This is a genomic window from Alkalicoccus halolimnae, assembly GCF_008014775.2.
Lineage (GTDB): Bacteria > Bacillota > Bacilli > Bacillales > Salisediminibacteriaceae > Alkalicoccus > Alkalicoccus halolimnae.
In genome coordinates, this window is sequence record NZ_CP144914.1 from 1465574 (window position 1) to 1491782 (window position 26209).

Consider the following 26209-nt stretch of genomic DNA (forward strand, 5'->3'; position numbering starts at 1 on the left):
GAAAAGGAGAGACAGTAAAGTGGAAAAAGTAGGTTATTTGGGGCCGAAGGGCTCTTTTACAGAGGCAGCTGCAGCCACACTTCTCCCGAAAGCTGAGAGACTTCCTTATCGTTCAATTCCTGATACGATGGACGCCGTGGCTGAAGGGAAAGTAGAACAGGCAGTAGTTCCTATGGAAAACGCTATAGAAGGGTCTGTCAATATAACGCTTGATTATTTCATTCATCATCAGCGGATGAACATGGCTGCGGAAATTGTTGCTCCAATAGAGCAGCATCTTCTGATCGATCCAGCACGAGCGGACGATTGGAAGCAGGTGAAGACAGTATATTCTCATCCGCAGGCAGTGGCTCAGTGCCATCAGTTTCTCCGGGAATGTCTTCCCGATGCAGAAATTGCTTACACAAATTCCACAGCCTCTGCTGCAAAACACGTCATGGAAAACCCGGATGAAAATGCAGCAGCTATTGCTAATGACATTGCAGCAAAAGCCTATGGTCTATTCATGGCCCAGAAGAAAATTAATGATTACGATCATAACCGGACCCGCTTTCTTCTGTTAACAAAAGGAGAAAAGCCGTTTCAGAATGAATTGATTACAGAGGAAACGCAGTACAAGACATCTATGATGATAAGTTTATCTTCAGACTTTGCCGGCGCTCTGCATCAGGTTCTTGCCGCATTTGCGTGGAGGAGAATCAACCTGCTTCGTATCGAATCCCGTCCTACAAAAACGGGGCTTGGAAACTACTTTTTCATAGTGGATGCTGCTATGAAAAAAGACGATGTACTCATCCCGTCTGTCACAGAGGAACTTCGCACTCTCGGATGCGGCGTTCATATTCTCGGGAGCTATCCCTGCTTTTCCTGGGAAGAACTTAACGGTGCAAAAGCCATACCAGAAGTAAAACATCGCTGACACCTGCCGATTATCTCTTTTCTGTATACATACAGAGAAGGGATTTTTCGAGTGGGAATTTAGGAGGAAACTTTTATGGCAGGTCATTCAAAATGGAGTAATATAAAACATCGTAAAGGCCGGCAGGATGCCAAAAAAGGAAAGGTTTTTACGAAGGTGTCGAAAGAAATCTTTCAGGCTGTCAGAAACGGAGGGGAAAATCAGGAAACAAACGCTGCTCTCCGAATGGCCCTGGAAAAAGCAAAACAGGTAAATATGCCGAATGACAACGTAGAACGTACGATAAAAAAAGCACTTGGTAATGTAGATGGCATCACGTACGAGGAAATTGTATATGAAGGTTATGCTCCTCATGGGATAGCGGTATATGTAGAAACATTGACAGAAAATAAAAATCGTACAGCTGCTGATATCCGTCTGGCATTTAATAAAAACGGAGGCAACCTCGGAGAAAACGGATGTGTTTCCTTTATGTTCAGCCGCCGAGGCTGGCTTATTTATGAGAAACTCGCGGAAATTGATGAAGATGAAATAATGCTGACTGCCCTGGAAGCGGGAGCAGAAGACGTTACTTTTTCAGAAGATGCGGTAGAAATATTTACTCAGGCTGAGGAAATGCAGGATGTTAAAAAAGTTTTTAAGGAAATAGCTTCTTTGGAACTGGCTTCTGCGGAAGCTGCTATGGTTCCGGCTGTAAAAACTGCGTTGAAAGAAGAAGATTTAGATGAAGTAATGCAGCTGATAGAGGCACTGGAAGATAATGACGACGTCCAAAGAGTGGCCCATAGTGCAGTGCTGTAGTTATGATGATTTAGTGAAGCTGTGCCCTTCTTAAGTCATTTATGCTAAAATGGAATGTGTGTTCGATAAGGTAAAGAAGTGGAGGCGTATAGCCTGTGATAGAATGTTTAACAGGAAAAGTCGTACATCTGGAAGCAGACACGATCGTTTTGGAAGCAGCCGGAGTAGGCTACCTGATTCACTGCGGAAATCCTTACAGATATGAAGAAAACAGAGAAAAAACAGTTACTGTTTATACATACCAGCACGTTAGAGAAGACGCGATTAAACTGTATGGATTCTCCCACCGGGAAGAGCGGCGGCTTTTTGAAAAACTGCTGCAGGTTTCCGGAATAGGACCGAAAGGGGCACTTGCAATTGTTGGTTCAGAGCAGCCTAAAATGGTTGTGCAGGCAATAGAAGAGGAAAACGAAAGATTTCTGACTAAATTTCCTGGAGTCGGGAAAAAGACCGCGGGTCAGATTATTCTCGATTTAAAAGGAAAAGTCGGAGAAATTATCCCGACACTTGCAGAAGGTCTGTTTGCTCCAGAGACCGAAGAGAAAACTTCTTCCCAGACTTCTTTGACAGAAGCATTGGAAGCACTTCGGGCACTGGGTTATACGGAAAAAGAAATCAAAAAAGTTACTCCTGTACTTAAAAAGGAAGAACGATCTACAGACGAATACATTAAGCTTGCTTTGAAAGAAATGCTTAAAGGCTGAGTAAAGGAGGTACTGGTATGGAAGAACGAATGGTCAGTGGAGAAATTCACAATGAAGAACTCAGCGATGAATTCAGTCTCCGCCCTCAATCATTAAGTCAATACATCGGGCAGTCCACGGTAAAAGAAAATCTGCAGGTGTTTATTGAAGCGGCAACTATGAGAGAAGAAAGTCTTGATCATGTGCTTCTGTACGGACCTCCTGGACTCGGAAAAACCACACTGGCGATGATCATAGCTAATGAAATGGGAGTTCAGCTGCGCACAACTTCCGGTCCTGCGGTTGAACGTCCAGGAGACCTTGCTGCTATATTGACTGCACTCGAACCAGGGGATGTATTGTTTATTGACGAAATTCACCGTCTGCCGAGAGCGGTGGAAGAAGTTTTATATCCGGCAATGGAAGATTTCTTTTTGGATATCGTTATTGGCAAAGGGCCTTCTGCGAGGTCTGTTAAGCTTGATCTTCCGCCATTTACTCTCGTCGGAGCAACTACACGGGCAGGGATGTTATCAGCCCCGCTGCGCGATCGTTTCGGAGTGATGAGCAGACTCGAATATTATACTGAAGAAGAACTTAGGGAAATTGTGCTGCGGACTGCGGAAGTTCTGGATGTGGAAATTCACCAGGAAGCTTCAGTTGAAGTAGCCCGCCGATCGAGAGGGACTCCCAGGATCGCCAACAGACTTTTACGGCGCATCCGTGATTTTGCCCAGGTAAAAGGAGATGGAAGTATTTCTTCTTCGATTACGAATGAAGCCCTGGATCTGCTCCAGGTGGATAAACTTGGACTCGATGAAATTGATCATAAACTGCTGAGGGCGATGATGGACAGGTTCCGCGGCGGCCCTGTAGGTCTGGACACAATTGCTGCTACTGTTGGAGAAGAATCGCATACTATTGAGGATGTCTATGAACCGTACCTGCTTCAAATTGGGTTCCTGCAGCGGACGCCGAGGGGGAGAATAGCTACGCCTTCCGCTTATCATCATTTTCAGGTGGAGGTGCCGAGATAAATGTCTATCCCGAAGCTTTTAATTGTATCGGGCATCGTTTTAATTGCCACAGGCTTGATCTGGCAGCTGGGCGGCCGGTTTCTGCCATTGGGAAGACTCCCGGGGGATATCGTAATTGAGCGTGGGAACTCAACTATTTACTTCCCTATTATGACTTCTATTGTTATTAGTATAGTGCTCTCATTGATATTTATGTTTATACGGAAATAAAAGGTTTAAGAAGGAGATAGAAAAGATGGACGTGTCACAATTTGATTATACACTTCCTGAAAGCCTGATAGCGCAGACACCGCTGTCAGACCGGGAGGCTTCCCGCATGCTTGTATTGGACCGGAACAGCGGAGAAAGGGGCCATCACTACTTTCACGAGTTAACAAAACATCTCCGCGCAGGGGATACGCTCGTACTGAATAATACGAAAGTGATTCCTGCCAGATTATATGGAATGAAACAGGAGACCGGCGCAAAAATCGAAGTACTCCTGTTGAAAGAGGAGCCGGGCTACATCTGGGAAGCGCTTGTTAAACCGGCTAAAAGGATTAAAAAAGGAACGTTTATCGATTTTGGAGAGGGGCTGCTCCGGGCTCAGTGCACCGAAGTGCTGCCTGACGGGCGCCGGAAGCTTGCTTTTCAATTCGAAGGAATTTTCACCGAGATTCTTGACCAGCTCGGGGAAATGCCTCTGCCTCCTTATATTCAGGAACAGCTGGAAGAAAAAGACCGGTATCAGACTGTTTTTGCTAAGCACCGCGGATCTGCTGCTGCTCCGACGGCAGGACTTCACTTCACGGAAACGATGATTGAAAAGCTGGAGAAACAGGGAGTGTCAATCGTTTATCTTACGCTGCACGTTGGTCTCGGAACATTTCGTCCGGTTTCTGTAGATGAGGTGGAGAGTCACACCATGCACGCTGAGTTTTATAATCTTCCTGAAGAAACAGCTGGTATATTAAACCGTACGAAGGAAAACGGAGGCAGAATTGTCGCTGTTGGAACGACGTCTGCAAGAACCCTTGAAACGATTACAAGAGATAACAACGGTTCCTTTACAGGAGCTTCCGGATGGACGGATATTTTCATTTATCCGGGCTTTACCTTTCGGGCTATAGACGGACTTTTAACAAATTTCCACTTGCCGAAGTCGACACTGGTTATGCTCGTAAGTGCCTTTGCAGGCAGGGAATCAGTCCTGAAGGCTTATGAAGAAGCGGTGGAAAAAAAATATCGTTTCTTCAGCTTTGGCGATGCCATGCTGATAATTTAATTATGATAAAAGAGAGGAACCTCTATGCCAGCAGTAACGTATGAACATATTAAAACATGTAAACAGTCCGGTGCGAGGCTTGGGATCGTTCACACCCCTCACGGTTCATTTGAGACGCCGATGTTTATGCCGGTGGGCACCCTTGCTACAGTAAAAACGATGAGTCCGGATGAATTAATCGAAATGAATGCCCAGATAATATTAAGCAACACATACCACCTGTGGCTGCGCCCCGGAGAAGATATTATCAAAGAAGCCGGCGGACTGCATAAATTTATGAACTGGGACCGGCCGATACTGACTGATTCCGGCGGATTTCAGGTCTTCAGCCTCAGTGATTTACGAAATATCAGTGAAGATGGAGTAGAATTCAGAAATCATTTAAGCGGAGAAAAGCTGTTTCTTACTCCTGAAAAATCGATGCAGATCCAAAATGATCTGGGACCTGATATTATGATGGCGTTTGATGAATGTCCTCCTTATCCAGCGGAATTCGACTACATGAAAGCTTCAGTAGAACGTACGAGCCGATGGGCTGAGAGATGTCTGGAAGCTCATGGAAGACCACAGGATCAGGGTTTGTTTGGTATTGTACAGGGCGGCGAGTACCCGGAGCTTCGAAAGCAGAGTGCGGAAGACCTTGTATCGCTGGATTTTCCCGGTTATGCTATAGGCGGCCTTTCAGTTGGAGAACCGAAAGACGTTATGAATCAGGTTCTTGAAGAAACTATGCCATTTCTGCCCGCTGATAAACCCCGTTATCTAATGGGAGTAGGATCAGCGGATTCGCTGATTGACGGTGCCATCCGCGGTGTCGATATGTTTGATTGTGTCCTTCCTACCCGTATTGCCCGGAACGGGACGCTTATGACAAGCAGCGGCCGGCTCGTAGTTCGTAATGCTAAATTCGCAAGAGATTTCAGACCTCTTGATGAGAACTGCAGCTGCAGTGTCTGTCGTAATTACTCAAGAGCCTATATCCGTCATTTGATAAAAAGCAACGAAATGTTAGGACTGCGGCTATGTTCGTATCATAACCTTTATTTCCTGCTGCAGCTTATGGAAAACGTAAGGGAAGCTATTCGTCAGGACAGGCTTCTGGATTACCGGGAAGAGTTTTTTGAAGCATATGGTTTCAATAAACCTAATGCGAAAAATTTCTGACAGCATAAAATTTATTGATTTTTTCAATTAACTTTGTCTACAATAGTAGTCGGGAGTTTTTCCCTGACAGAGTGTAAGACTGGGGATTTTCTTTAGTTTTTAATTAAAGAGGGGAGTGAATAAATTGGATTTATTTGGAGCGTTAATTCCACTTATTTTGATGTTTGCGATTTTTTATTTTCTGTTGATACGACCGCAGCAAAAGCGGCAGAAAAAAGTTCAGCAGATGCATGCGAACCTTCAAAAGGGAGATAAGGTCATTACTATCGGCGGAATGCACGGGACGATCGATGCTATCGATGAAAATCGTGTAATCGTAGATGTTGATGGACATAATAAACTTACGTTTGACCGTCAGGCAATTCGTGAAGTTACGAATCTGGACTGATAAAAAAAGGGTCGTCTGCAGGGGCAGTTCTCCTGGAAGACACCCTTTTTTACTCACATAAGTTTACATAATTTGAAAATAAGGGAGAGCTCCGCTGTGCATTGGAAAAATTTATACCGTGGTTTCTTAATGGGAATATGCGATATTATTCCTGGAGTGAGCGGAGGAACGATGGCACTGGTTTTAGGAATATATGAAAATTTTATACAGGCAATCAGTGGGTTTTTCAGCCGGGAATGGAAAAAGCATATAGGTTTTCTAATTCCACTCGGTGTTGGAATGATTACAGCAATTATTGCATTTGCTAATATTATTGCTTTCCTGCTCGATAATTATGCGCAGGAAACGAATTTTATGTTTACAGGACTTCTTGTTGGTGTACTTCCTCTTCTGTTTAAACACTCACATTTTAAAACATCATTTAAACCAATGCACGCCGTTCTTATACTGACGATGGCGGCTCTCGCTCTATCCGTAGGGCTTGCAGCCGATTCAGCCGGAGCCGAAGCTCTGCAGGTGACGTCATCTAATGCATGGATGTTTTTTCTTGCAGGCTGGATCGCCAGCATGGCCATGCTTCTTCCTGGAGTAAGCGGGGCGTTTGTGCTCCTGCTATTTGGAGTTTACCAGACGGCAACAAATGCCTTATCTATAACTAACCCGGACTTCATCGTTATAGCTCTCGTAGGTTCCGGCGTTATCCTTGGTTTTATATTAAGCAGCAAAGGTATAAAATATTTGTTTAAAAATTTTCCATCCTATACGTACGCAGGAATTATCGGTCTAATCATAGGAGCTGTTTTTACTATTTATCCCGGTCTTTCCAACGGGAACTTGTTCCTAAGTTCACTTACGTTTGCAGCTGGCGTTGCTATCGCATACGTATTAGGAATGAAAGAAAAGTAATATCCCTTGTTCGATTTTTGTTTTAGTTCAGTTTGGGGCTCTTACGCATACAAAGGAAATCGCTCCTGTTCTTTACCATTTACCACTCTGCTTCTTTTCATTAAAAGCCGCTGTAACAGGCATGAACAGTTTGAGATAATTAGTTCATTTTAGATTTATTGAAAAAAAGCTTATTACTGCCAAGTTTTGCGTTGATAAACGTAGAAATCTTCGCTTCGGCCAGCCGTAGAGGAAATTTCTGAGGCAAACGAAAAAAGAAGCTGCACGTGCTCAAAAACGACACGGACATTTAACAAAGACACTCATGCAGGATCACGATTCACTGCCTTTTTTTACCGTAAACTTTCGTTTTTATGGGACGAGACCCGCCCGGAAATCCTCGCATGAAACGAAAGCGCACTTTCATCGCTTATCTACTTTATTTTCAATGTAGCTTTTGTATTAAAAATCGTTTCAGGAAGCGGATTGACATAATATTTCGCCCGTGATTATAATAGGTGAGTTAAGATTACCGGGCGTATAGCTGCGCTGTGAAATGAAAGGGAGTGCAGGGATAAAGTTTCGCTGCCTCTTTCTCCTACATATTTCAGGAGGTTTTTCATCTACGAAGGAGGAACCTGTATTGGTTAAGAGAAGAAAAGGTGTCCGAAAAAGTTTAATAGCAATTTTCTTTGTTATTATTGTTGCATTTGGAGCTCTTATGGCTTCAAATTTAATGGATAATGTAGAAGACGTTAGTTTAGGGCTGGATCTACAAGGCGGATTTGAAGTACTTTATGAAGTTCAACCTCTGGAAGAAGAAGGGGATACGGAAATTAATAGAGAACTGTTAACGGATACAGTCAGTGCTCTCAATGCGAGAATCGATGTACTGGGAGTATCCGAACCGAACATCAGCATCGAAGGTGATGATCGAATTCGTGTGCAGCTGGCCGGTGTTGAGGATCAGGAACAGGCGAGAGAACTTCTGTCAACACAGGCGAGACTGGAGTTTCGAGATGTTAATGACGAACTGATGATGGATGGATCCGATCTGGTTGAGGGCGGTGCGCGTCAAAATTTTCATGGGGAAACGAATGAACCGATTGTCTCTGTAACGGTAGACGATGGAAGTTTGTTTGAAGAGATTACCCGTGATATCAGCAGCCGGCCTCCGGAAGAGAGACAGCTTGTCATATGGCTTGATTACGAGGAAGGAGACTCTTTTGAAGAAGAAATCATGAAAGAGGATTCGAAAATTGTTTCAGCTCCACGTGTAGATGAAATTATTCCTTCGAGAGATGTGATGATATCCGGAAACTTTACTGTAGAATCTGCACAGGACCTTGCCGGGATTTTGAACGCCGGTGCACTGCCGGTGGAACTTGAAGAACTGTCCTTAAATTCTGTAGGGGCGCAGCTTGGTGAACAGTCGATGGATTTGGCAGTCAATGCCGGATTTGTCGGGATTGCTCTCATATTCGCCTACATGCTCTTTTACTATAGATTTATGGGAGCAATAGCTGTTCTGACTTTATCTGCTTATATCTATCTGGTATTAGTGATATTTAACTGGCTGAATGCCGTGCTCACTCTACCTGGTATTGCTGCCCTGATTCTCGGGGTAGGGATGGCAGTTGATGCCAACATTATAACTTTCGAACGGATCAAGGATGAACTTCGTTCCGGGAAAACTGTAATGAGTGCTTTCAAAGCAGGCGGGAGGCGGTCTTTATCAACTATTATGGACGCTAACATAACAACAATACTGGCAGCATCCGTCCTGTTTTATTTCGGAACGAGTGCTGTACAGGGCTTTGCAGTGATGCTTATTGTTAGCATTCTTACGAGCTTTTTAACTGCTGTATTTGGTGCAAGACTTCTTCTGGGACTCTGGGTGAACAGCCGTATACTGAATAAGAAAAATCGTCTATTCGGTGTGAAGGAGAGTGAAATCAATGAACTTTGAAAAAAGTAAATACAAACTCGATTTTGTCAAACACCGAAAGAAGTTTTTTATATTCTCAGCTGCATTCATCGCCGCCGGTATCGTATTACTTTCCACTTTGGGACTTAACCTCGGTATTGATTTTGAAAGTGGTACTACAGTAGAAATATTGGCAGAAGAAGAGGTTACAGCAGGGGAAATTGAAGAAGAATTTTCTGAAATAGGATATGAACCGGACGACGTGGTACTTGCTGGTGACAATAATGATATTGCCAGAGCCTCGTTCATAGGAGGGTTATCCCAGGAAGAATCCCTGGAGATTCAATCGCATTTTGAAGAAATGTATGGTTCGACTCCTAATGTTAGTACAATTACTCCTATTGTAGGTGAGGAACTGGCGCAGAATGCCATTATCTCTGTGCTGATTGCTTCTGTTGGTATAATTATATACGTAACGATCCGTTTTGAACTTCTGTACGGAATTTCTGCAATCGTGGCTCTCTTTCACGATGCTTTGTTTATTCTTATTGTTTTCAGCATTTTACAATTGGAAATCAATATACCGTTCATAGCTGCGGTTCTTACGATTATAGGTTATTCTATTAACGATACGATTGTTACCTTCGACCGCATAAGAGAGAATATGAAGCGTGAAGAAACGGTAGAAACGTTTGAAGATATTTCACGAATAGTCAATAAAAGTCTGATTCAGACATTGGCAAGGTCGATTAACACTGTGCTGACAGTAGTGTTTGCAGCCGGAGCTCTGCTGGTGCTTGGCGGTGAGGGGCTGAGAGTTTTCTCACTGGCTCTTGTTGTCGGTCTGGTAGCCGGGACTTATTCGTCTTTATTTATAGCAGCCCAGCTTTGGGCAGTTTTAAAATCAAAACAGATGCATCGACGTCGTCTGCGTCTGGAAAAGAAAGAAGAAGAGGAAATCGAAAAGGCATAACCGCAGAAGCTGGTTTTAAAAATTATGAGTCGTGCAGTCAAAAGTGGCTGGCGATGCTGAACTTTTCTGGAGCTGTCCCTGGAATATTGGGGCAGCTCCTTTCCCGTTCATATTCTTTTTCATGTTAAAGTAAAGAGGAGACAGGAGCAAAGAGGGTGAAAAAGCATGTCATCAGAAGGAGCAGCTCGTTATAAAAAAGTGCAGATGGGTGCCTGGATCGGTATAGCCGGGAACGTTATCCTGGCGGTGATAAAAGGGATTGTTGGTCTTGCGGCAGACAGCAGGGCTCTTGTAGCGGACGCTCTTCATTCCGCATCAGACGTTGTCAGCTCGACTGCCGTCCTGATTGGAGTAAGAGCGGCCCAGCAGCCTCCGGATGATGATCATCCCTACGGTCATGGCAAGGCAGAAACAGTGACGGCGATTATCGTAGCTGTCCTCCTAATTGTCGTGGGAGTAGAAATTGCTATAAATGCAGCGGGAGCTATGTTCACTCCTTTATCTGTTCCTGGTATATGGGCTGTTTATGCATCGTTATTCTCCATAGGTTTAAAAGAATTAATGTTTCAATATAAGTATAGATTGGGTAAAAAATACAAGAGTAGTGCTTTAATCGCCGACGCATGGCATCACCGGTCTGACGTATTTTCGTCCCTGGCTGTGCTGATCGGTGTAGGAGCTGCAATTGCAGGAACGGCTGCCGGTATTGAAGCCGCGGTTTACCTGGATCCTCTGGCCAGCATTCTAGTTGCTCTGCTTATTATGCGTATGGGCTGGCATATCGGCAGTGAAGCCGTTCATACAACGCTTGACCACGTACTTCACGAGGAAGACAGCAGCTGGATGATTGAGGCAGCTGACAGTGTGGACGGGGTTATGCAGATTGACGAACTTCTTGCGAGAGAACACGGTCATTATGTAATTGTAGATATTAAAATATCTGTCGACCCTTTTATTACTGTGGAAGATGGTCACACCATCGGTAAAAAGGTAAAAAGAGAATTGATGCAATACGGGTATGTCCACGATGTTCGTGTTCATATAAATCCATTTTCTGAGGAGGAAAAGTTATGAAAGGCCAGTGGGGATTGATTGGCGGATTAATTATAATATTGATAATCTCTGTATTTGCTGTAGTAAACGTCGATCCAGTTGAGGTAAATTATTTGTTTGGGCAAAGTGAGTGGCCACTGGTACTCGTAATAATCGGATCTGCGCTTATGGGAGGATTAATCGTTGGTCTTGTAGGAATCTACAGAGTGTTCCGTCTGCAGCAGGAAGTTAAACGTCTCGGTGGTAAAGAACCGGAACCACATGCTGAAAATGCAGGGACTTCACAAAAAAAAGATGAAAAAGAAAAGCCGGATAAACACAATTTGACACGCAGTAAAAAAGATTAAATATGGAAGCCGTGTATAAGCACGGCTTTTTTTGTTTTGTGTTTTTATATACTGATTGTTTCCCTGTTACGGCTTATGTATAATGAACGAGTCAGGAGTGATAATCATGCTTCACGCAAATTCTGAATGGATTATTTCCGGAACAGAAGCAGCGGCTGTAGATAAGCTGCGGAAAAGTACAGGACTGTCTGCGCTGGCTTCTAAGTTTCTTGTCCAGAGAAAGATTACAGAAGAATCAGAAATTAACAAGTTTTTAAGAGCTGATGAAAAAGAGCTTCATGATCCTTTACTTATGAAAGATATGGAAAAAGCCGCAGTAAGAATTCATAAGGCTATAAATCAAAAGGAAAATATCCTTGTTTTTGGAGACTATGATGCTGACGGAGTAACAAGCACATCGCTTCTCTACAGCGTTTTAACGGAGATGGGGGCACAGGCAGGTTTTTATGTTCCCAACCGATTTACGGAAGGCTATGGGCCGAATGAAGCAGCTTTCAGGTATGCAGCGGAAGAAGGAGTTCATTTAATTGTCACAGTTGATACAGGGATATCAGCCGTTCACGAAGCTGAAGTAGCCAAGGAACTCGGTATTGATTTAATTATTACAGATCATCATGAGCCTCCTCCGCAGCTGCCCGATGCCTATGCTGTAATAAACCCGAAGCAGGAAAACTGCAGTTACCCTTTTAAAGAACTGGCCGGAGTCGGGGTAGCTTTTAAATTAAGTCATGCTTTAACTGGGAAAATTCCAACGGGCTTTTATGATTTGGCGGCTGTTGGTACAATTGCCGATCTTGTGCCGCTTCAAGGAGAGAACCGGATCCTTGCGGTGCATGGGTTAAAAGCTTTAAGAAAAGACCTCCGCCCTGGATTAAAGGCACTTCTGGAAAAAGCAGGAGCGGACCAGGCTGATATAGATGAGGAAACAGTCGGTTTTTTGATCGGGCCGCGTCTGAATGCTGCGGGGCGTCTCGACAGCGCTGATCCAGCTGTAGCTCTGCTTATGAGCAGAGATCCGGAAGAAGCAGAAGAACTTGCTTTAATGGTTGATGATTTAAACAAGGAACGCCAGAGTATAGTAAAAGAAATCACAGCAGAGGCAGAAGAACTCGTAGAGGCGCAGGGAATTCCTCCGGTTCTGGTTGTAGCAAAAGAAGGCTGGAATCCCGGAGTCATTGGAATTGTCGCAAGCAGACTCGTCGAAAAATATTATCGTCCGGCTATCGTATTAAGTTTGATACCGGAAGAAAATAAAGCTAAAGGATCAGCACGCAGTATAGCGGGATTTGATATGTTTCAGTCCCTCTCAACGATGAGGGAAATTCTTCCGCATTTTGGCGGCCACCCTATGGCCGCAGGCCTTACCATGGCCGATACTGATGTGGAAAACCTGCGTGATAGACTCATTTCTCTCGCGGAGCGGAACATTTCAGAGGAGGACTGGAAGAGAAAGCTGTACGTCGATCTGCCAGTCAAAGTGGAAGAGATCTCAGTTAAGACCATTCAGGACCTTTCCCAAATGGCTCCTTTCGGCATTGGCAACCCTGCTCCGAAGGTGATGCTGGAGAAAACTACGGTGGAACAGGCTAAAAAAATTGGAGCCGGACAGGATCACTTGAAACTGACACTGACAGATGAAAGTCATTCAAATGCACTGGATGCTATTGCTTTTAGAATGGGGGCTAAGCATGATCTGATTTCCCCCCTTGCAAAGCTTTCTGCCGTAGGAAAGCTTTCCATCAATGAGTGGAACGGAAATGTTAAACCGCAGCTGATAGTTGAAGATATGAAAGTGGAGGAATGGCAGCTTTTTGATTTCCGCGGCAACAAACGCTACGGTTCCAAAGAGTCCGGAGAAAGAACCATCCTCATATTTCAGGAAAGCACCGGGGAACCATCTCTTCCATCTTCCTGGCCGGTTCTGCGGGTGGACAGGGAATCAATGGAGTCCGCTGATTTAACAAATGTAAATCATGCTGTTTTATATGATGTTCCGGATACGATGGAGCACCTGGAATTTGTTATGAAAAAACTGAACAGTACAGAACGAATCGATGCAGTATTTGTTCACAGTGAGGATTATTTTTTTACTTCCCTTCCGTCCCGTGACCAGTTCAAATGGTTCTATGGTTTTATGCAGAAACGTAAAATGTTTGATATGAACAAACATTTAACAGATCTGGCAAAACATAAAGGATGGAGTGAAAATACGGTGAAATTTATCTGTACCGTGTTTTTCGAGCTGGGATTTGTTAAAATAAATGATGGTATAGTTGTACTGGTAGAAGAGCCGGGTAAAAAAGAGCTGACTGATTCGCCAGCCTACCAGAAGCATGTCCAGAAAAGCAGAATCCAGCAGGAACTATGCTATTCTACTTTTCGATCTTTAAAAAAACAGCTGGATGCTATGAGGAAGACGGCTGAAACTGCTACTATACAGAGCAGCTAAAAGCACACAGGAGGAACTAATATGGATTTTAAACAATACGTAACAGTAGTGGAGGATTTTCCGAAAAACGGAGTCCGATTTAAAGACATTACTACACTTATGGAGAACGGTGAAGCCTACAAAGAAGCAATTCAACAAATGATAAACTTCGCTGAGGATAAACAAATCGATGTAATTGTCGGACCCGAAGCCCGTGGTTTTGTTGTAGGCTGTCCAATTGCTGTAGCAATGGGAGTAGGTTTTGTACCGGTCCGAAAAGCAGGCAAACTCCCGCGCGAAGTGCTCGAGGTCGATTATGGACTGGAGTATGGTAAAGATTCTTTGAACATTCATAAAGGCTCCATTAAGCCTGGGCAGCGAGTGCTCATAACGGATGATCTGCTTGCCACAGGGGGTACGATTGAAGCGACGATTAAAATGGTCGAAGAGCTTGGTGGAGTCGTGGCAGGTATAGCATTTTTGATTGAATTAAGCTATTTAGATGGAATGGATCGTCTCAAAGACTATAACGTATTTAGACTTATGGCTTATTAAACGAAGAAAGCGGCAGGGCCCGACAGAAGGGCACTTGCCGCTTTTGCCTTATACTCTTTGCAATCTGATTACATTAAGAGGCGGGTAGGTGATAAGATAGAATAAAATGTGATAAGATATTACATAATCGAGTATTTTCGACAAATTTATTCTGCTCTGTCACACCAGCGGCGATAGAGACTTCAAAAAATGTAAGGTGATCCCATGACTAGTGAACAAGTGTTCGAAAAAGCAAGTGAATATTTGCCGGAGAAAGAAGTCGCATTTCTGCGTGAAGCGTATGAATTGGCGAATTATGCTCATCGGGAGCAGTATCGCCGGTCTGGAGAACCATATATTTGGCACCCTGTTCAGGTAGCCGGTATACTGGTTGATTTAGGAATGGATCCGGATACAGTCGCAGCCGCTTTTTTGCATGATGTCGTAGAGGATACAGATGTAGGACTGGACGAGATTGAAGCAAAGTTTGGAGAGCAGGTGGCGATGCTCGTTGATGGAGTAACCAAACTGGGTAAAATTAAATATAAATCCAAGGAAGAGCAGCAGGCAGAGAATCATCGGAAAATGTTTGTGGCAATGGCAAAGGATATCCGGGTTATTCTTATTAAACTGGCCGACAGGCTTCACAATATGCGGACCCTGAAACATCTGCCTCCGGAAAAACAGCGCCGCATATCCAATGAAACGCTGGAAATATTCGCACCGCTTGCTCACAGGCTTGGTATTTCAAAAATTAAATGGGAGCTTGAAGATACATCTTTACGCTACTTAAATCCACAGCAGTACTATCGTATTGTCAATTTAATGAAAAAGAAGCGGGTGGAGCGGGAGAGCTATATTGAAGAAGTGAAGGAGCTTTTGAAAGACCGTCTGCACGGAATGGAAGTTGAAGCTGATATACACGGCAGGGCGAAGCACATTTACAGTATTTACCGTAAAATGGTACTGCAGAACAAGCAGTTTAACGAAATATACGACCTTTTGGCGATCCGGATTGTCGTTAAAAGTATTAAAGACTGCTATGCTGTTCTCGGCACGATCCACACTCAGTGGAAACCGATGCCTGGTCGTTTTAAAGACTATATAGCGATGCCGAAAGCAAATATGTATCAATCTCTGCACACTACGGTTATCGGTCCAAAAGGAGATCCTCTGGAAGTTCAGATCCGCTCGGAAGACATGCATAAAGTTGCAGAATTTGGTGTAGCAGCTCATTGGGCTTATAAAGAAGGAAAAACGGTTGATGATGCCGAATCTCTGGAGACAAAAATGTCCTGGTTCCGTGAAATTCTGGAATGGCAGAACAATACCAATGATGCCCAGGAATTTATGGAATCTCTGAAAATCGATCTTTTCTCAGATATGGTATTCGTTTTTTCACCAAAAGGGGACGTCATGGAGCTCCCAAAAGGATCGGTGCCTCTCGACTTCGCTTTCCGGATTCATACAGAAGTAGGCAATCGATGTATTGGAGCTAAGGTGAACGGAAAAATGGTCCCGCTCGACCATCAGCTCAAAACAGGCGATATAGTCGAAATACTTACTTCTAAACATTCCTACGGCCCAAGTCAGGACTGGCTTAAAATTACGCAGAGTTCTCATGCGAAAAATAAGATCCGCCAGTGGTTCAAGCGTGAAAAAAGGGAAGAAAATGTAGAAAAAGGCCGGGACATGATTGAAAAAGAAATTGAAAAGAAGGGCTTTACTACAAAACAGGTACTGACCCCTGAAAACATTACAAGAGTTATGGATAAATTCAGCTTTACCGTTGAAGAAGACATGTATGCTGCTGTAGGGTATCAGGGTATTACCGCTTCGCAGATTGTAACTAGATTAACCGATAACCTGCGCAAAAAAGAAGAACAGTCGGACAGGAAAACTCTCACAGAAGCTGTTGAAGGGCTGAAGCCGCAGACAAAAACCTCAGCCAAAACGGATCTTGGTGTCAGAGTAAAAGGAATTGATAACCTGCTGGTCCGTTTATCGAGATGCTGCAATCCTGTTCCAGGAGATGACATCGTTGGGTATATTACTAAAGGCCGCGGAGTTTCAATCCACCGCATGGATTGTCCTAACATTCAGCAGGAAGATATTCAAAGCCGACTTCTCCCTGTAGAATGGGAGGAACGGCCCCAGCAGTCAAAAAATTACGAAGTGGATATTGAAATATCCGGGTATGACCGCCGTTCCCTGCTTAACGATGTTCTGCAGGCGGTAGCGGAGACGAAAACGAATATTCAGGCAGTAACCGGCAAAGCTGATAAGAACAAAATGGCTTTAATCGATATGACTATTTCCATTCAGCATACAGCCCACCTGCAGCGGGTGGTAGAAAGAATAAAACAAATACCTGATATTTACTCAGTGCGGCGGGTCATGCACTAACAGATGAAAGAGGGAGTATATGCGCATCATTGTTCAACGTTCAGGAGAAGCAAAAGTATCTGTTCAGGAAGAGATTACGGGCGCGATCAGCCATGGCCTGGTTCTTCTTGTCGGAGTAACACATGCCGATACAGAAGAGGATGCTCATTACTGCGCGGATAAAATTGCAGGCTTGCGTATATTTGAGGATGAAGAGGAAAAGCTTAATCTTTCGGTGCAGGATACCGGTGGAGAAATACTCTCCATATCCCAATTTACGCTTTACGGAGACAGTCGAAAAGGAAGACGGCCTAATTTTATGGCAGCGGCTAAACCGGATCATGCTTCCACTATATATGAAATCTTTAACGAACGGCTCCGAAGTAAGCACGGCCTGAAAGTCGGGACTGGTGCTTTTGGTGAAATGATGGAAGTATCGTTAACGAACAGCGGTCCTGTCACTTTAATAATCGAAAGTAAATAAGCAGTACCTCTTGACAGGACGCTAAACTATTCGTATGATTAGACATTATTGAAAGTCTCTGCCTGTCGCTGCTGCAGTAATCATCCGCAGGAGCATCAGGATTTTGATGTAGTTTAACTTCAGTACAGAAAGCAGTACTGCTTGTTTCAGAAATGATTCATGGTGTAAGTATAAGAAATTACTACTATTTATAAAATCCTAAGATGGAGAAGAGTAATAGAGATTCCCTGTTCACAGAGAGAGATGCCGATGGCTGGAAGCATCTTGACAGACCTTTATGAATGAACACTCCGGAGGTGCCCTTTTGAAAGCAGATGTAATTAGGAAGAGGCCGTCTGTCAGGCGTTATCTGACATAAGTGGAAGCTTAACTGCTTCAACTAGGGTGGTACCACGGGTTTATTCCTCTCGTCCCTGACATAGTCAGCGGCGGGGGTTTTTTTATGCAAAAATTTAGTATTACAGGAGGATTAATCATGGCATTTACTATTCCGCGGGGCACGCAGGATATTCTTCCAGGCGATTCCGAAAAATGGCAGATTATCGAAGCGAAAGCCCATGATCTGTGCAGACGCTACAATTACAAAGAAATACGGACACCGGTTTTCGAGCAGACGGAACTTTTTGCCCGTGGAGTCGGCGATACGACGGACATTGTACAGAAAGAAATGTATGAATTTAAAGACCGGGGCGGGAGAAGTTTGACTTTAAGACCGGAAGGTACCGCACCAGTCGTTCGTTCCTATGTAGAAGAAAAAATGCACGGGTGGGTGAATCAGCCGGTAAAGCTCTATTATACCGGGCCGATGTTCCGATATGAACGTCCACAGTCCGGGCGCATGCGTCAGTTTGTTCAGTTTGGGGTAGAAGCGCTCGGAAGTGCGGATCCGGCGGTAGATGCTGAAGTAATTGCTCTGGCAATGGAATTCTACAAAGAACTCGGTCTCTCAAACCTCAAATTAATTATAAACAGTCTCGGTGATAAAGAAAGCAGAGAAGCTCACCGGCAGGCACTGATAGCCCACTTTGAGCCGAGAATAGAAGAATTCTGCAGTGATTGTCAGGAGAGACTCGAAAAAAACCCGCTGCGTATTCTTGACTGCAAAGTGGATCGTGAACATGAATTAATGAATGACGCTCCTTCGATTCTGGAATATTTAAATGAAGATTCGAAAGCATATTTTGCAGAAGTACAGGAGTTTCTTGAAGCGATGGGAATTTCTTATGAAGTAGACGCGACACTCGTAAGAGGTCTCGATTACTATAATAATACTGCCTTTGAAATCATGATAGATGGAGAAGGATTCGGTGCCATTACGACCCTTGCCGGCGGAGGAAGATACAACGGCCTGGTTGAAGACATAGGAGGCCCGGAAACTCCAGGCATCGGCTTTGCTCTAAGCATTGAAAGACTTCTAATGGCTCTGGATGTCCAGGGAGTGGATCTCGTGGAGGATCAGCACCTGGATGTGTTTCTTATTACTATGGGAAACAGAGCAAAGAAAAAGGCTCCTGAAATTCTGCATACACTTCGCCGGGAAGGACTTGCTGCGGATGCAGACTATCTGGGCAGAAAAATGAAAGCTCAGATGAAGTCGGCAAACCGTCAGCGTGCTAAATCAGTACTTATTCTCGGGGAGGATGAGCTGGAAGAGGGTAAGGTTAACATTAAAAATATGGAAACAGGAGAACAGATCCTCATTGCGCTTGAAGACATTACAGCTGAATTAAAGAAACTCTTATCAGGAAAGGGTGTAGAAAAATTATGAAGCAGCGCACACATACTTGCGGGGAATTAACAGAACAGCAAATAGGGGAAAGAGTCATCCTGCAGGGATGGGTAAAGAAACGACGGGATCTGGGGCAGGTTATATTTATTGATCTCCGTGACCGCTCCGGCCACGTTCAAATCGTTTTTAACGAAGAGATCGACTCAAAAGCACTATCCCAGGCCGAAGACGTGCGAAGTGAATTTGTTCTGGAAGTAGAAGGAGAAGTAGTTAAGCGGGATGAAACAAATTATAATCCAAAGATTCCTACAGGAAATATTGAAGTTTCCATCGATCATCTGGAAGTACTGAATCCTTCAAAAGGCCTTCCGTTTGTAATTGAAGATGAAGCAGAATTAAACGAAGATGTTCGATTGAAATACCGTTATCTGGATCTGCGCAGACCGAAAATGCAGCAGACGATGATTCTTCGCAGCCGGACGACTAAAATGATCCGTGATTTTCTCGAAGAACAAAGCTTTATGGAAATCGAAACACCGATGCTTACGAAAAGTACCCCGGAAGGAGCACGTGACTATCTGGTACCTTCACGAGTGCATGAAGGTGATTTTTATGCGCTGCCTCAGTCACCGCAGCTTTTTAAGCAGCTGCTGATGGTTTCCGGTTTTGAACGATATTTTCAAATTGCACGCTGTTTTCGTGATGAGGACCTCCGCGCTGACCGTCAGCCAGAATTTACCCAGGTTGATATTGAAGCCTCATTTTTGGGGAAAGAAGAACTGCTGAAAATGATGGAATCCTTAATGTCCCGAATGGTGAAAGAGCTCCGGGGTGTAGAAGTAACTGCACCGTTCAAACGTTTAACCTACGACGAAGCTATGAACCGGTTTGGCTCGGATAAACCTGATACGAGGTTCGGTATGGAACTGGTTGATCTGTCCGAGCAGGTGAAAGAAAGTGGGTTTAAAGTATTTTCTTCTGCCATTGCTAATGGCGGGGTGGTAAAGGGAATTTGTGTGAAAGGAATTGCTGAAAGCTACTCCAGAAAAGATCTGGATAATTTAGGTGTCTTTGCTGAAATTTACGGGGCGAAAGGACTTGCATGGTTAAAAGTAAATGCTGAAAACGAAGTGAAAGGTCCGATTGCAAAGTTTTTTGATGAAGAGGCACAAAGTAATTTAATTCACACGTTTGATGCAGAGCCGGGGGACGTTCTTTTCTTTGCCGCTGATAAAATCCAGACGGTATGGGATACCCTTGGAGCTCTCCGTACAAAGTTTGCAAAAGAGTTAAAACTTATAGAACCAAATACGTTCGATTTTCTCTGGGTAACACAGTTTCCGCTCCTCTCATACGATGAAGAGGAAGGACGCTATGCTGCGGAACACCACCCATTCACTCGTCCCGTAAAAGAAGATGAAAAGATGCTTGATACTAATCCAGAGCAGGTAAGGGCGGAAGCTTATGATCTGGTCCTCAACGGTTATGAATTAGGAGGAGGCTCCCAGCGCATTTTTGAAAGGAGCCTTCAGGAGAAAATGTTCAAAGCGCTCGGTTTTTCCGAGGAAGAAGCGAAAGAGCAGTTCGGTTTTCTGCTGGATGCCTTTGAATACGGTACCCCTCCGCATGGGGGTATTGCTCTTGGCCTCGACCGGCTGGTAATGATACTTGCCGATCGAACCAATCTGCGGGATACGATAGCCTTTCCAAAAACAGCAAGTGCAAGCTGTCTGCTTACAAATGCACCGAGCAGCGTAGAAGAAGCTAAATTGGATGAACTTTCGCTGAAAATTAAACCGAAAAAAAAGCCGGAAAATCAGTAGTTTAAAAATCCTGCAGAAGGCTTTGAAAGAAAAACAATATTAGCGTGTCTATTTTGTTGTATTACCTTGAAGGGGAAGAGCTGTTCCGAATCGTTATTGGAGCGCGCTCTTCCCATATTTTTTCAGAACACTGATCCAGCAAACAGGAGGCTGGGGAGAAACCCTGACAATGAAAATCTGAATATTCAATTATCGCACTTGCAAACTTTTGTGAAATAAGTTATGATGAACCTGTAAACAACATTAACTCTTATAAGGGTCCTGAGTTGCACGTACAGACCAACGGTTTTGAGCCAACATTTTCACGTTGGGAGCCTCGAGTTGTTCTGGTGGAAAGAACACGCCTTATACATAGAGGAAGTTCGGCCTATCAGACAGGGCACCCACCTGCCTGGGCAGGTTCAAAGCGAGTTTATGTTACGGTATACATGGGACTCTTATACTTTATGATAAAGGCTGCCGGAAAATTTCGGCAGCCTTTTTATTCGTTTATTTTTTCTTTCTTTCCTCAAAGTAATCCAGGCGCCTCTGAACCGTTTTTTCATACCCGTTCGTTGACGGGGTGTAAAACTTTTTACGTTTAAGGTGATCCGGAAGATACTGCTGTACGACATAGTGGTTTTCATAGCTGTGCGGGTAGAGGTACCCCTCGCCATGACCTATGCTGCCGGCTCCTTTATAATGAGCATCCCGCAGATGGGCAGGAACTTCCCCGGTTTTTTCTTTTTTAACGGTGTTAAGGGCGGCATCGATACCGGTAATTACAGCGTTGCTTTTAGGGGCAGTAGCCAGATAGAGCACGGCTTCCGCAAGGGGAATTCTAGCTTCCGGCATTCCAATAAATTCAACTGCATGATAGGCTGCTTCGGCAATAAGCAGTGCGTTCGGGTCTGCCAGTCCGACATCTTCTGCTGCGTGGACATACAGCCTTCTAGCAATAAACCGGGCGTCTTCTCCTGCATAAATCATTTTGGCGAGCCAGTATAATGATGCGTCTGGATCGGAACCGCGGATGCTTTTTATAAAAGCAGAAATAGTATCATAATGATTGTCACCGTCTTTATCATAGCGGACCATCCGCTGCTGAATCGATTGTTCCGCGGTTTCCAAATCAATACGTATAGTATCGCTTTTATCCGGGTCAGTGGTAAGGATAGCAAGTTCAATCGCATTTAATGCTGTTCTTGCATCTCCTTGTGCTACTTGAATGATATGAGTGACAGCTTCCTCCGAGAGAACAACTGAGTAGCTGCCGAATCCTCTCTCTTTATCTTCAACTGCCTCAAAAATCACTTTTCGCATTTCTTTATCTGTAAGGCTTTCGAGATGAAACAGGCGGGATCTGGAAAGAAGAGCAGCATTGACCTCAAACATTGGGTTTTCAGTTGTGGCACCGATTAATATGACCGTTCCGTCTTCCACATGTGGAAGGAGGGCATCCTGCTGGCTCTTGTTGAAGCGGTGAATCTCATCAATAAACAATACCGTCTTTCTATCTTCCATTTTCAAGCGGTCTTTCGCTTTTCCTACTACTTCCTTTACATCTTTGACCCCTGCCGTTACAGCATTCAACTGTTCAAACCAGGCAGTGGAGGCTTCCGCTATGACTTTGGCAAGCGTAGTTTTTCCGGTGCCGGGAGGCCCGTAAAAAATCATTGCGGAAAGCCGGTCAGCTTCCACTGCTCTTCTCAGCAGTGTGCCGGGTCCTATGATATGATCCTGACCTCTTACTTCTTCCAGATTGCGTGGTCGCATTCTTGCTGCGAGCGGGCCGGATGGGGGTGCTTTATATTCAAATAGATCCATTTTGTTTTCCTCCTGCGTAAAGAACTGATTTTGATCAAGCAGTCATATTGCAATTTTAGCGGATCATCGATAGAATGCAAAGGGTTATGAATGTACGCTCTCTGTATACGATATGCAAATCATGCTATAATAAAAGGCAGAATGTCTTCTGGGGGGCTTAAGTTTTGCGATTACAACTAAATACAAACGGACAGATATTCCGCTGGCTCGTCTTTGTGGCCGGCCTGCTGATCATGAGTTTAGGAGCGGCTATGATGATACGGGCCGAATTAGGAAGCGCCCCGTGGGATGTACTTCATATCGGGCTTATGCAGCAGTTTGGTTTTACCGTTGGAACCTGGACGGTAATTATGGGTTTTCTTCTTCTATTATGTGCTTCCGTTTTAACGAAGCAGCTTCCTCAGGCAGGTGCCTATGCAAATATGATACTTGTTGGAGTGTTTGTAGATATTTTTTTATTTCTGCTGTCTACGCCTGGATCTTTAAGCGGACAGCTGGTAATGCTCGTCTGCGGAATTATAATAATGGGATTTGGAATAGGTGTTTATATATCACCAAGGTGCGGAGCAGGACCGAGAGACAGTATTATGCTTGCTTTGTCGAATAAAACCGGGGCTTCGGTAGCCCGGGTAAGAGTTATAATGGAAATTCTTGTACTGGCCGGAGGGTGGATGCTCGGCGGTCCGGTGTTTTTAGGGACGATTTTATTCAGCCTTACCATCGGACACGTAGCAGGCTTTTCGCTGTCAATATGCAATAACTGGATGGAACGAATTACAGAAAGAGGGATAAAAGTTGAAAATATCCACTAAAGGAAGATACGGACTTACAATCATGATAGCACTAGCAAAAAAATATGGAGACGGACCAGTTTCACTTAAATCTATTGCTAAAGATCACTCTCTTTCCGAGCACTACCTGGAACAGCTCATTGCTCCACTTCGTAATGCCACGCTTGTAAAGAGTGTGAGAGGTGCATATGGAGGATATATGCTGGCTAAAAGTCCGGAAACAATTACAGCAGGTGATATTATCCGTGTGCTGGAAGGACCGATTACTCCGGTGGAAATAATAGATGATGAAGAACCGGCTAAACGGGATTTATGGATTAAAATACGCGATGCAGTCAAAGATGTGCTGGATTCCACCACACTTGAAGATCTGGCCAACTATAGAGATGAAGGAAACCAGGACAACTATATGTTTTATATTTAAGAGGAGGGGCAGCTATGGAACGTATTTATTTGGATCACGCAGCAACCTCCCCTATGCACCCGCAGGCAGCAGAAGAAATGCTTCCTTTTTTCACTGAAAAATTCGGCAATCCTTCAAGCACTCATCATTTCGGAAGGGAAGCAAGAGCTGGACTTGACGAAGCGAGAGAAGCGATTGCCAGAGCTGTAGGAGCGTCCTATAATGAAATTATATTTACCGGAGGCGGAACGGAAGCTGACAATCTTGCAATTGCAGGCTTTGCCCGGGAAAACAGGTATAAGGGAAAGCATGTTATTACTGTGATAACGGAGCATCACGGGGTTCTTAATGCCTGCAGCCAGCTGGAGCAGGAAGGGTTTGAAGTGAGCTATTTAAGTGTTTCTGAAGAAGGCCGTGTATCTTTAGAACAGATCGAACAGGAATTAAGGGAAGATACGATTCTTGTATCGGTGATGACAGCAAATAACGAAACCGGAACGCTCCAGCCCGTCAATGAAATCGGAGCACTTTTAAAAGAACACCAGGCAGCTTTCCACACCGATGCGGTGCAGGCTCTTGGTAAATGTCCGATAGATGTTAATGACATGAACGTGGACCTGCTCGCATGTTCTGCTCATAAATTTAACGGCCCGAACGGTACTGGATTTTTATATGCTAGAAAAGGAGTAGAGCTTGCTCCTATCCTTTTTGGAGGAGAACAGGAAAGAAAAAGAAGAGCTGGAACAGAAAATACAGCCGGGGCAGCAGGCATGAAAAAAGCTTTGGAAATCTCTTTAACTCATATGGAGGAAAGGGCAGAATTGTATCTCACGTATAGAAATCGACTCAAAGAGATTCTCAGTGAGGCTGGTATTAACTATTATGTAAACGGAGATGAAAAGTACTCGCTCCCTAATGTCCTGAATCTCAGTTTTCCAAAAGCAAATGTCGAGCAGCTGCTTATGAATCTTGATCTTGAAGGAATCGCTGTATCAAGCGGATCAGCCTGCACTGCAGGATCAGTCAAACCGTCCCATGTCCTCATAGCAATGCATGGAGAAAACGACCGCAGTAAAGCAGCGGTCCGCTTCAGTTTCGGCTATGGGAATACATTGGATCAAATAGAAAAGGCCGGAAGGGCCGTTATTAAAGTACTCGATCGTATGAAAGTATCAAAATAAAGGAAGGTGTCTGCAGTGACAGATAACAAAGATATAAGAGTGGTTGTCGGTATGTCAGGCGGTGTAGACTCTTCTGTCACAGCTCATTTATTAAAAGAGCAGGGTTACGAAGTAATCGGCATTTTCATGAAAAACTGGGACGATACAGACGAAAATGGAGTTTGTACAGCGACAGAAGATTATAACGATGTGATTCGTGTATGCAATCAATTAGGAATTCCCTACTATAGTGTTAACTTTGAAAAGGAATACTGGCACAAAGTGTTTACGTATTTTCTGGAAGAATATAAAGCAGGGAGAACACCGAACCCTGATGTCATGTGTAATAAAGAAATTAAATTCAAAGCATTTCTCGAGCACGCATTCGCACTGGGAGCTGATTATGTTGCTACCGGCCATTATGCCCGAGTAGAACAGAGTGAGGACGGAGTCAAGCTTCTGCGCGGCATCGACCGTAATAAAGATCAGACATACTTTTTAAATGCTCTCAGCAGAGTACAGCTTGAGAAAGTAATGTTTCCACTTGGGGAAATCGAAAAGCCGAGAGTACGTGAAATTGCTGAAGAAGCAGGTCTTGCAACAGCTGGGAAAAAGGATAGTACGGGAATATGCTTTATTGGAGAAAGAAATTTTAAAGAATTTTTATCGCAGTACCTTCCAGCTCAGAAAGGGATTATGGAAACAGTGGACGGCACGCAGAAAGGTTCCCATGATGGTCTCATGTACTACACTCTCGGACAAAGACAGGGCCTGGGGATAGGCGGAGCAGGAGAACCATGGTTCGTAGTCGATAAAGACCTTAAGAGAAATGTGCTCATCGTAGGGCAGGGTTTTCATCATCCCCTGCTTTATTCTGAAGGATTAACAGCCTCAGGTATTAACTGGATTGCAGGAAACGTTCCTGAAAAAACGTTTACGTGTACAGCTAAATTCAGGTACCGGCAGGAGGATCACGGTGTAACCGTCGAGCCGCAGAAAGATGGAACTTTCCGTGTTTTATTTGACGAGCCCGAAAGAGCGGTGACACCGGGGCAGTATGTTGTTTTTTATGACGGGGAAGAATGCCTTGGAGGCGGAACAATAGAAGAAACAATAAAAGCAGCTGCACCGGCTGTATAAATCATTCAGCAGAATAGCCGGTCCTTATCACTTTTTCCGGGGCCGGTATTTGTTCCGTCGGGGAACAGAACCAGTAAAGAGGTCC

The 26209-nt window shown here is 44.2% G+C and carries 24 protein-coding genes, 1 other RNA gene and 1 other annotated feature; of the genes, 24 read left to right on the forward strand and 1 reads right to left on the reverse strand.

The genetic code is table 11. The annotated features are described in order from the left end of the window. Positions 1 to 19 precede the first annotated feature (19 nt). The 20 genes from pheA (at position 20) to ssrS (ending at position 21263) form a co-directional block, all read left to right on the forward strand. Entirely contained in the window at positions 20 to 919 is a 900-nt protein-coding gene (pheA, locus tag FTX54_RS06560) for a prephenate dehydratase (RefSeq protein WP_147803022.1), read from the forward strand. 75 nt (positions 920 to 994) lie between these two features. Further along, entirely contained in the window at positions 995 to 1720 is a 726-nt protein-coding gene (locus tag FTX54_RS06565; protein WP_147803021.1) for a YebC/PmpR family DNA-binding transcriptional regulator, read from the forward strand. Positions 1721 to 1815: 95 nt separating this feature from the next. Continuing rightward, complete coding sequence (gene ruvA, locus FTX54_RS06570; protein WP_147803020.1) at positions 1816 to 2424, forward strand: Holliday junction branch migration protein RuvA; 609 nt, start codon at positions 1816 to 1818, stop codon at positions 2422 to 2424. Positions 2425 to 2441: 17 nt separating this feature from the next. Further along, a complete protein-coding gene (gene ruvB, locus FTX54_RS06575; protein WP_147803019.1) occupies positions 2442 to 3440 on the forward strand; it encodes a Holliday junction branch migration DNA helicase RuvB in 999 nt (332 codons plus the stop codon). Further along, on the forward strand, positions 3441 to 3650 hold the full coding sequence (locus FTX54_RS06580; protein ID WP_147803018.1) for a DUF2905 domain-containing protein: 210 nt from the start codon (positions 3441 to 3443) through the stop codon (positions 3648 to 3650). 25 nt (positions 3651 to 3675) lie between these two features. Further along, on the forward strand, positions 3676 to 4704 hold the full coding sequence (gene queA / locus FTX54_RS06585; protein WP_147803017.1) for a tRNA preQ1(34) S-adenosylmethionine ribosyltransferase-isomerase QueA: 1029 nt from the start codon (positions 3676 to 3678) through the stop codon (positions 4702 to 4704). A 24-nt stretch (positions 4705 to 4728) separates the two neighbouring features. Further along, complete coding sequence (tgt, locus tag FTX54_RS06590) at positions 4729 to 5868, forward strand: tRNA guanosine(34) transglycosylase Tgt (protein ID WP_147803016.1); 1140 nt, start codon at positions 4729 to 4731, stop codon at positions 5866 to 5868. A 124-nt stretch (positions 5869 to 5992) separates the two neighbouring features. Continuing rightward, on the forward strand, positions 5993 to 6256 hold the full coding sequence (gene yajC / locus FTX54_RS06595) for a preprotein translocase subunit YajC (RefSeq protein WP_147803015.1): 264 nt from the start codon (positions 5993 to 5995) through the stop codon (positions 6254 to 6256). A gap of 96 nt (positions 6257 to 6352) precedes the next feature. Continuing rightward, on the forward strand, positions 6353 to 7162 hold the full coding sequence (locus FTX54_RS06600; protein WP_147803014.1) for a DUF368 domain-containing protein: 810 nt from the start codon (positions 6353 to 6355) through the stop codon (positions 7160 to 7162). A 700-nt stretch (positions 7163 to 7862) separates the two neighbouring features. Further along, a complete protein-coding gene (gene secD, locus FTX54_RS06605; RefSeq protein WP_246125577.1) occupies positions 7863 to 9110 on the forward strand; it encodes a protein translocase subunit SecD in 1248 nt (415 codons plus the stop codon). After that, entirely contained in the window at positions 9100 to 10041 is a 942-nt protein-coding gene (gene secF, locus FTX54_RS06610; protein ID WP_147803012.1) for a protein translocase subunit SecF, read from the forward strand. The genes secD and secF overlap by 11 nt, the downstream gene beginning before the upstream one ends. 165 nt (positions 10042 to 10206) lie before the next feature. Continuing rightward, positions 10207 to 11115, forward strand: a complete 909-nt coding sequence (locus tag FTX54_RS06615) for a cation diffusion facilitator family transporter (protein ID WP_147803011.1) — start codon at positions 10207 to 10209, stop codon at positions 11113 to 11115. After that, positions 11112 to 11441 carry a LapA family protein gene (locus FTX54_RS06620; RefSeq protein ID WP_147803010.1) on the forward strand — a complete coding sequence of 110 codons (330 nt, stop codon included), beginning with the start codon at positions 11112 to 11114 and terminating at the stop codon, positions 11439 to 11441. Before FTX54_RS06615 ends, FTX54_RS06620 begins: the two co-directional genes overlap by 4 nt. Before the next feature lie 106 nt (positions 11442 to 11547). Further along, the gene (gene recJ, locus FTX54_RS06625) at positions 11548 to 13890 is read left to right on the forward strand and encodes a single-stranded-DNA-specific exonuclease RecJ (protein ID WP_147803009.1); all 2343 of its coding nucleotides are present in this window, start codon (positions 11548 to 11550) and stop codon (positions 13888 to 13890) included. A 21-nt stretch (positions 13891 to 13911) separates the two neighbouring features. Then, positions 13912 to 14424, forward strand: coding sequence for an adenine phosphoribosyltransferase (locus FTX54_RS06630; protein ID WP_147803008.1), 513 nt, complete (start codon positions 13912 to 13914; stop codon positions 14422 to 14424). 204 nt (positions 14425 to 14628) lie between these two features. Further along, positions 14629 to 16809, forward strand: coding sequence for a RelA/SpoT family protein (locus tag FTX54_RS06635; protein ID WP_147803007.1), 2181 nt, complete (start codon positions 14629 to 14631; stop codon positions 16807 to 16809). Positions 16810 to 16828: 19 nt separating this feature from the next. Continuing rightward, positions 16829 to 17272 (forward strand): D-aminoacyl-tRNA deacylase, encoded by a 444-nt coding sequence (dtd, locus tag FTX54_RS06640; protein ID WP_147803006.1) that lies wholly within the window; start codon positions 16829 to 16831, stop codon positions 17270 to 17272. Between the two features lie 191 nt (positions 17273 to 17463). Continuing rightward, positions 17464 to 17690 (forward strand) — a binding site (T-box leader). 57 nt (positions 17691 to 17747) lie between these two features. Beyond that, a complete protein-coding gene (gene hisS / locus FTX54_RS06645) occupies positions 17748 to 19040 on the forward strand; it encodes a histidine--tRNA ligase (RefSeq protein ID WP_147803005.1) in 1293 nt (430 codons plus the stop codon). After that, a complete protein-coding gene (gene aspS, locus FTX54_RS06650; protein ID WP_147803004.1) occupies positions 19037 to 20824 on the forward strand; it encodes an aspartate--tRNA ligase in 1788 nt (595 codons plus the stop codon). Before hisS ends, aspS begins: the two co-directional genes overlap by 4 nt. Positions 20825 to 21079: 255 nt before the next feature. Further along, a non-coding RNA gene (gene ssrS, locus FTX54_RS06655) (6S RNA) lies at positions 21080 to 21263 on the forward strand. A 50-nt stretch (positions 21264 to 21313) separates the two neighbouring features. Here ssrS and FTX54_RS06660 read toward each other — a convergent pair. After that, positions 21314 to 22630 carry an AAA family ATPase gene (locus FTX54_RS06660; RefSeq protein WP_147803003.1) on the reverse strand — a complete coding sequence of 439 codons (1317 nt, stop codon included), beginning with the start codon at positions 22628 to 22630 and terminating at the stop codon, positions 21314 to 21316. 164 nt (positions 22631 to 22794) lie between these two features. Here FTX54_RS06660 and FTX54_RS06665 point away from each other — a divergent pair, with 164 nt between their 5' ends. Genes FTX54_RS06665 through mnmA form a run of 4 tightly spaced genes read left to right on the forward strand, consistent with a single transcriptional unit; the run spans position 22795 to position 26124 of the window. Beyond that, positions 22795 to 23442, forward strand: coding sequence for a YczE/YyaS/YitT family protein (locus FTX54_RS06665; protein ID WP_246125572.1), 648 nt, complete (start codon positions 22795 to 22797; stop codon positions 23440 to 23442). Next, the gene (gene cymR, locus FTX54_RS06670) at positions 23426 to 23845 is read left to right on the forward strand and encodes a cysteine metabolism transcriptional regulator CymR (protein ID WP_147803002.1); all 420 of its coding nucleotides are present in this window, start codon (positions 23426 to 23428) and stop codon (positions 23843 to 23845) included. Before FTX54_RS06665 ends, cymR begins: the two co-directional genes overlap by 17 nt. A 14-nt stretch (positions 23846 to 23859) precedes the next feature. Continuing rightward, positions 23860 to 25005 (forward strand): cysteine desulfurase family protein, encoded by a 1146-nt coding sequence (locus tag FTX54_RS06675; RefSeq protein ID WP_147803001.1) that lies wholly within the window; start codon positions 23860 to 23862, stop codon positions 25003 to 25005. A 15-nt stretch (positions 25006 to 25020) separates the two neighbouring features. After that, on the forward strand, positions 25021 to 26124 hold the full coding sequence (mnmA, locus tag FTX54_RS06680; RefSeq protein WP_147803000.1) for a tRNA 2-thiouridine(34) synthase MnmA: 1104 nt from the start codon (positions 25021 to 25023) through the stop codon (positions 26122 to 26124). Positions 26125 to 26209: the final 85 nt, after the last annotated feature.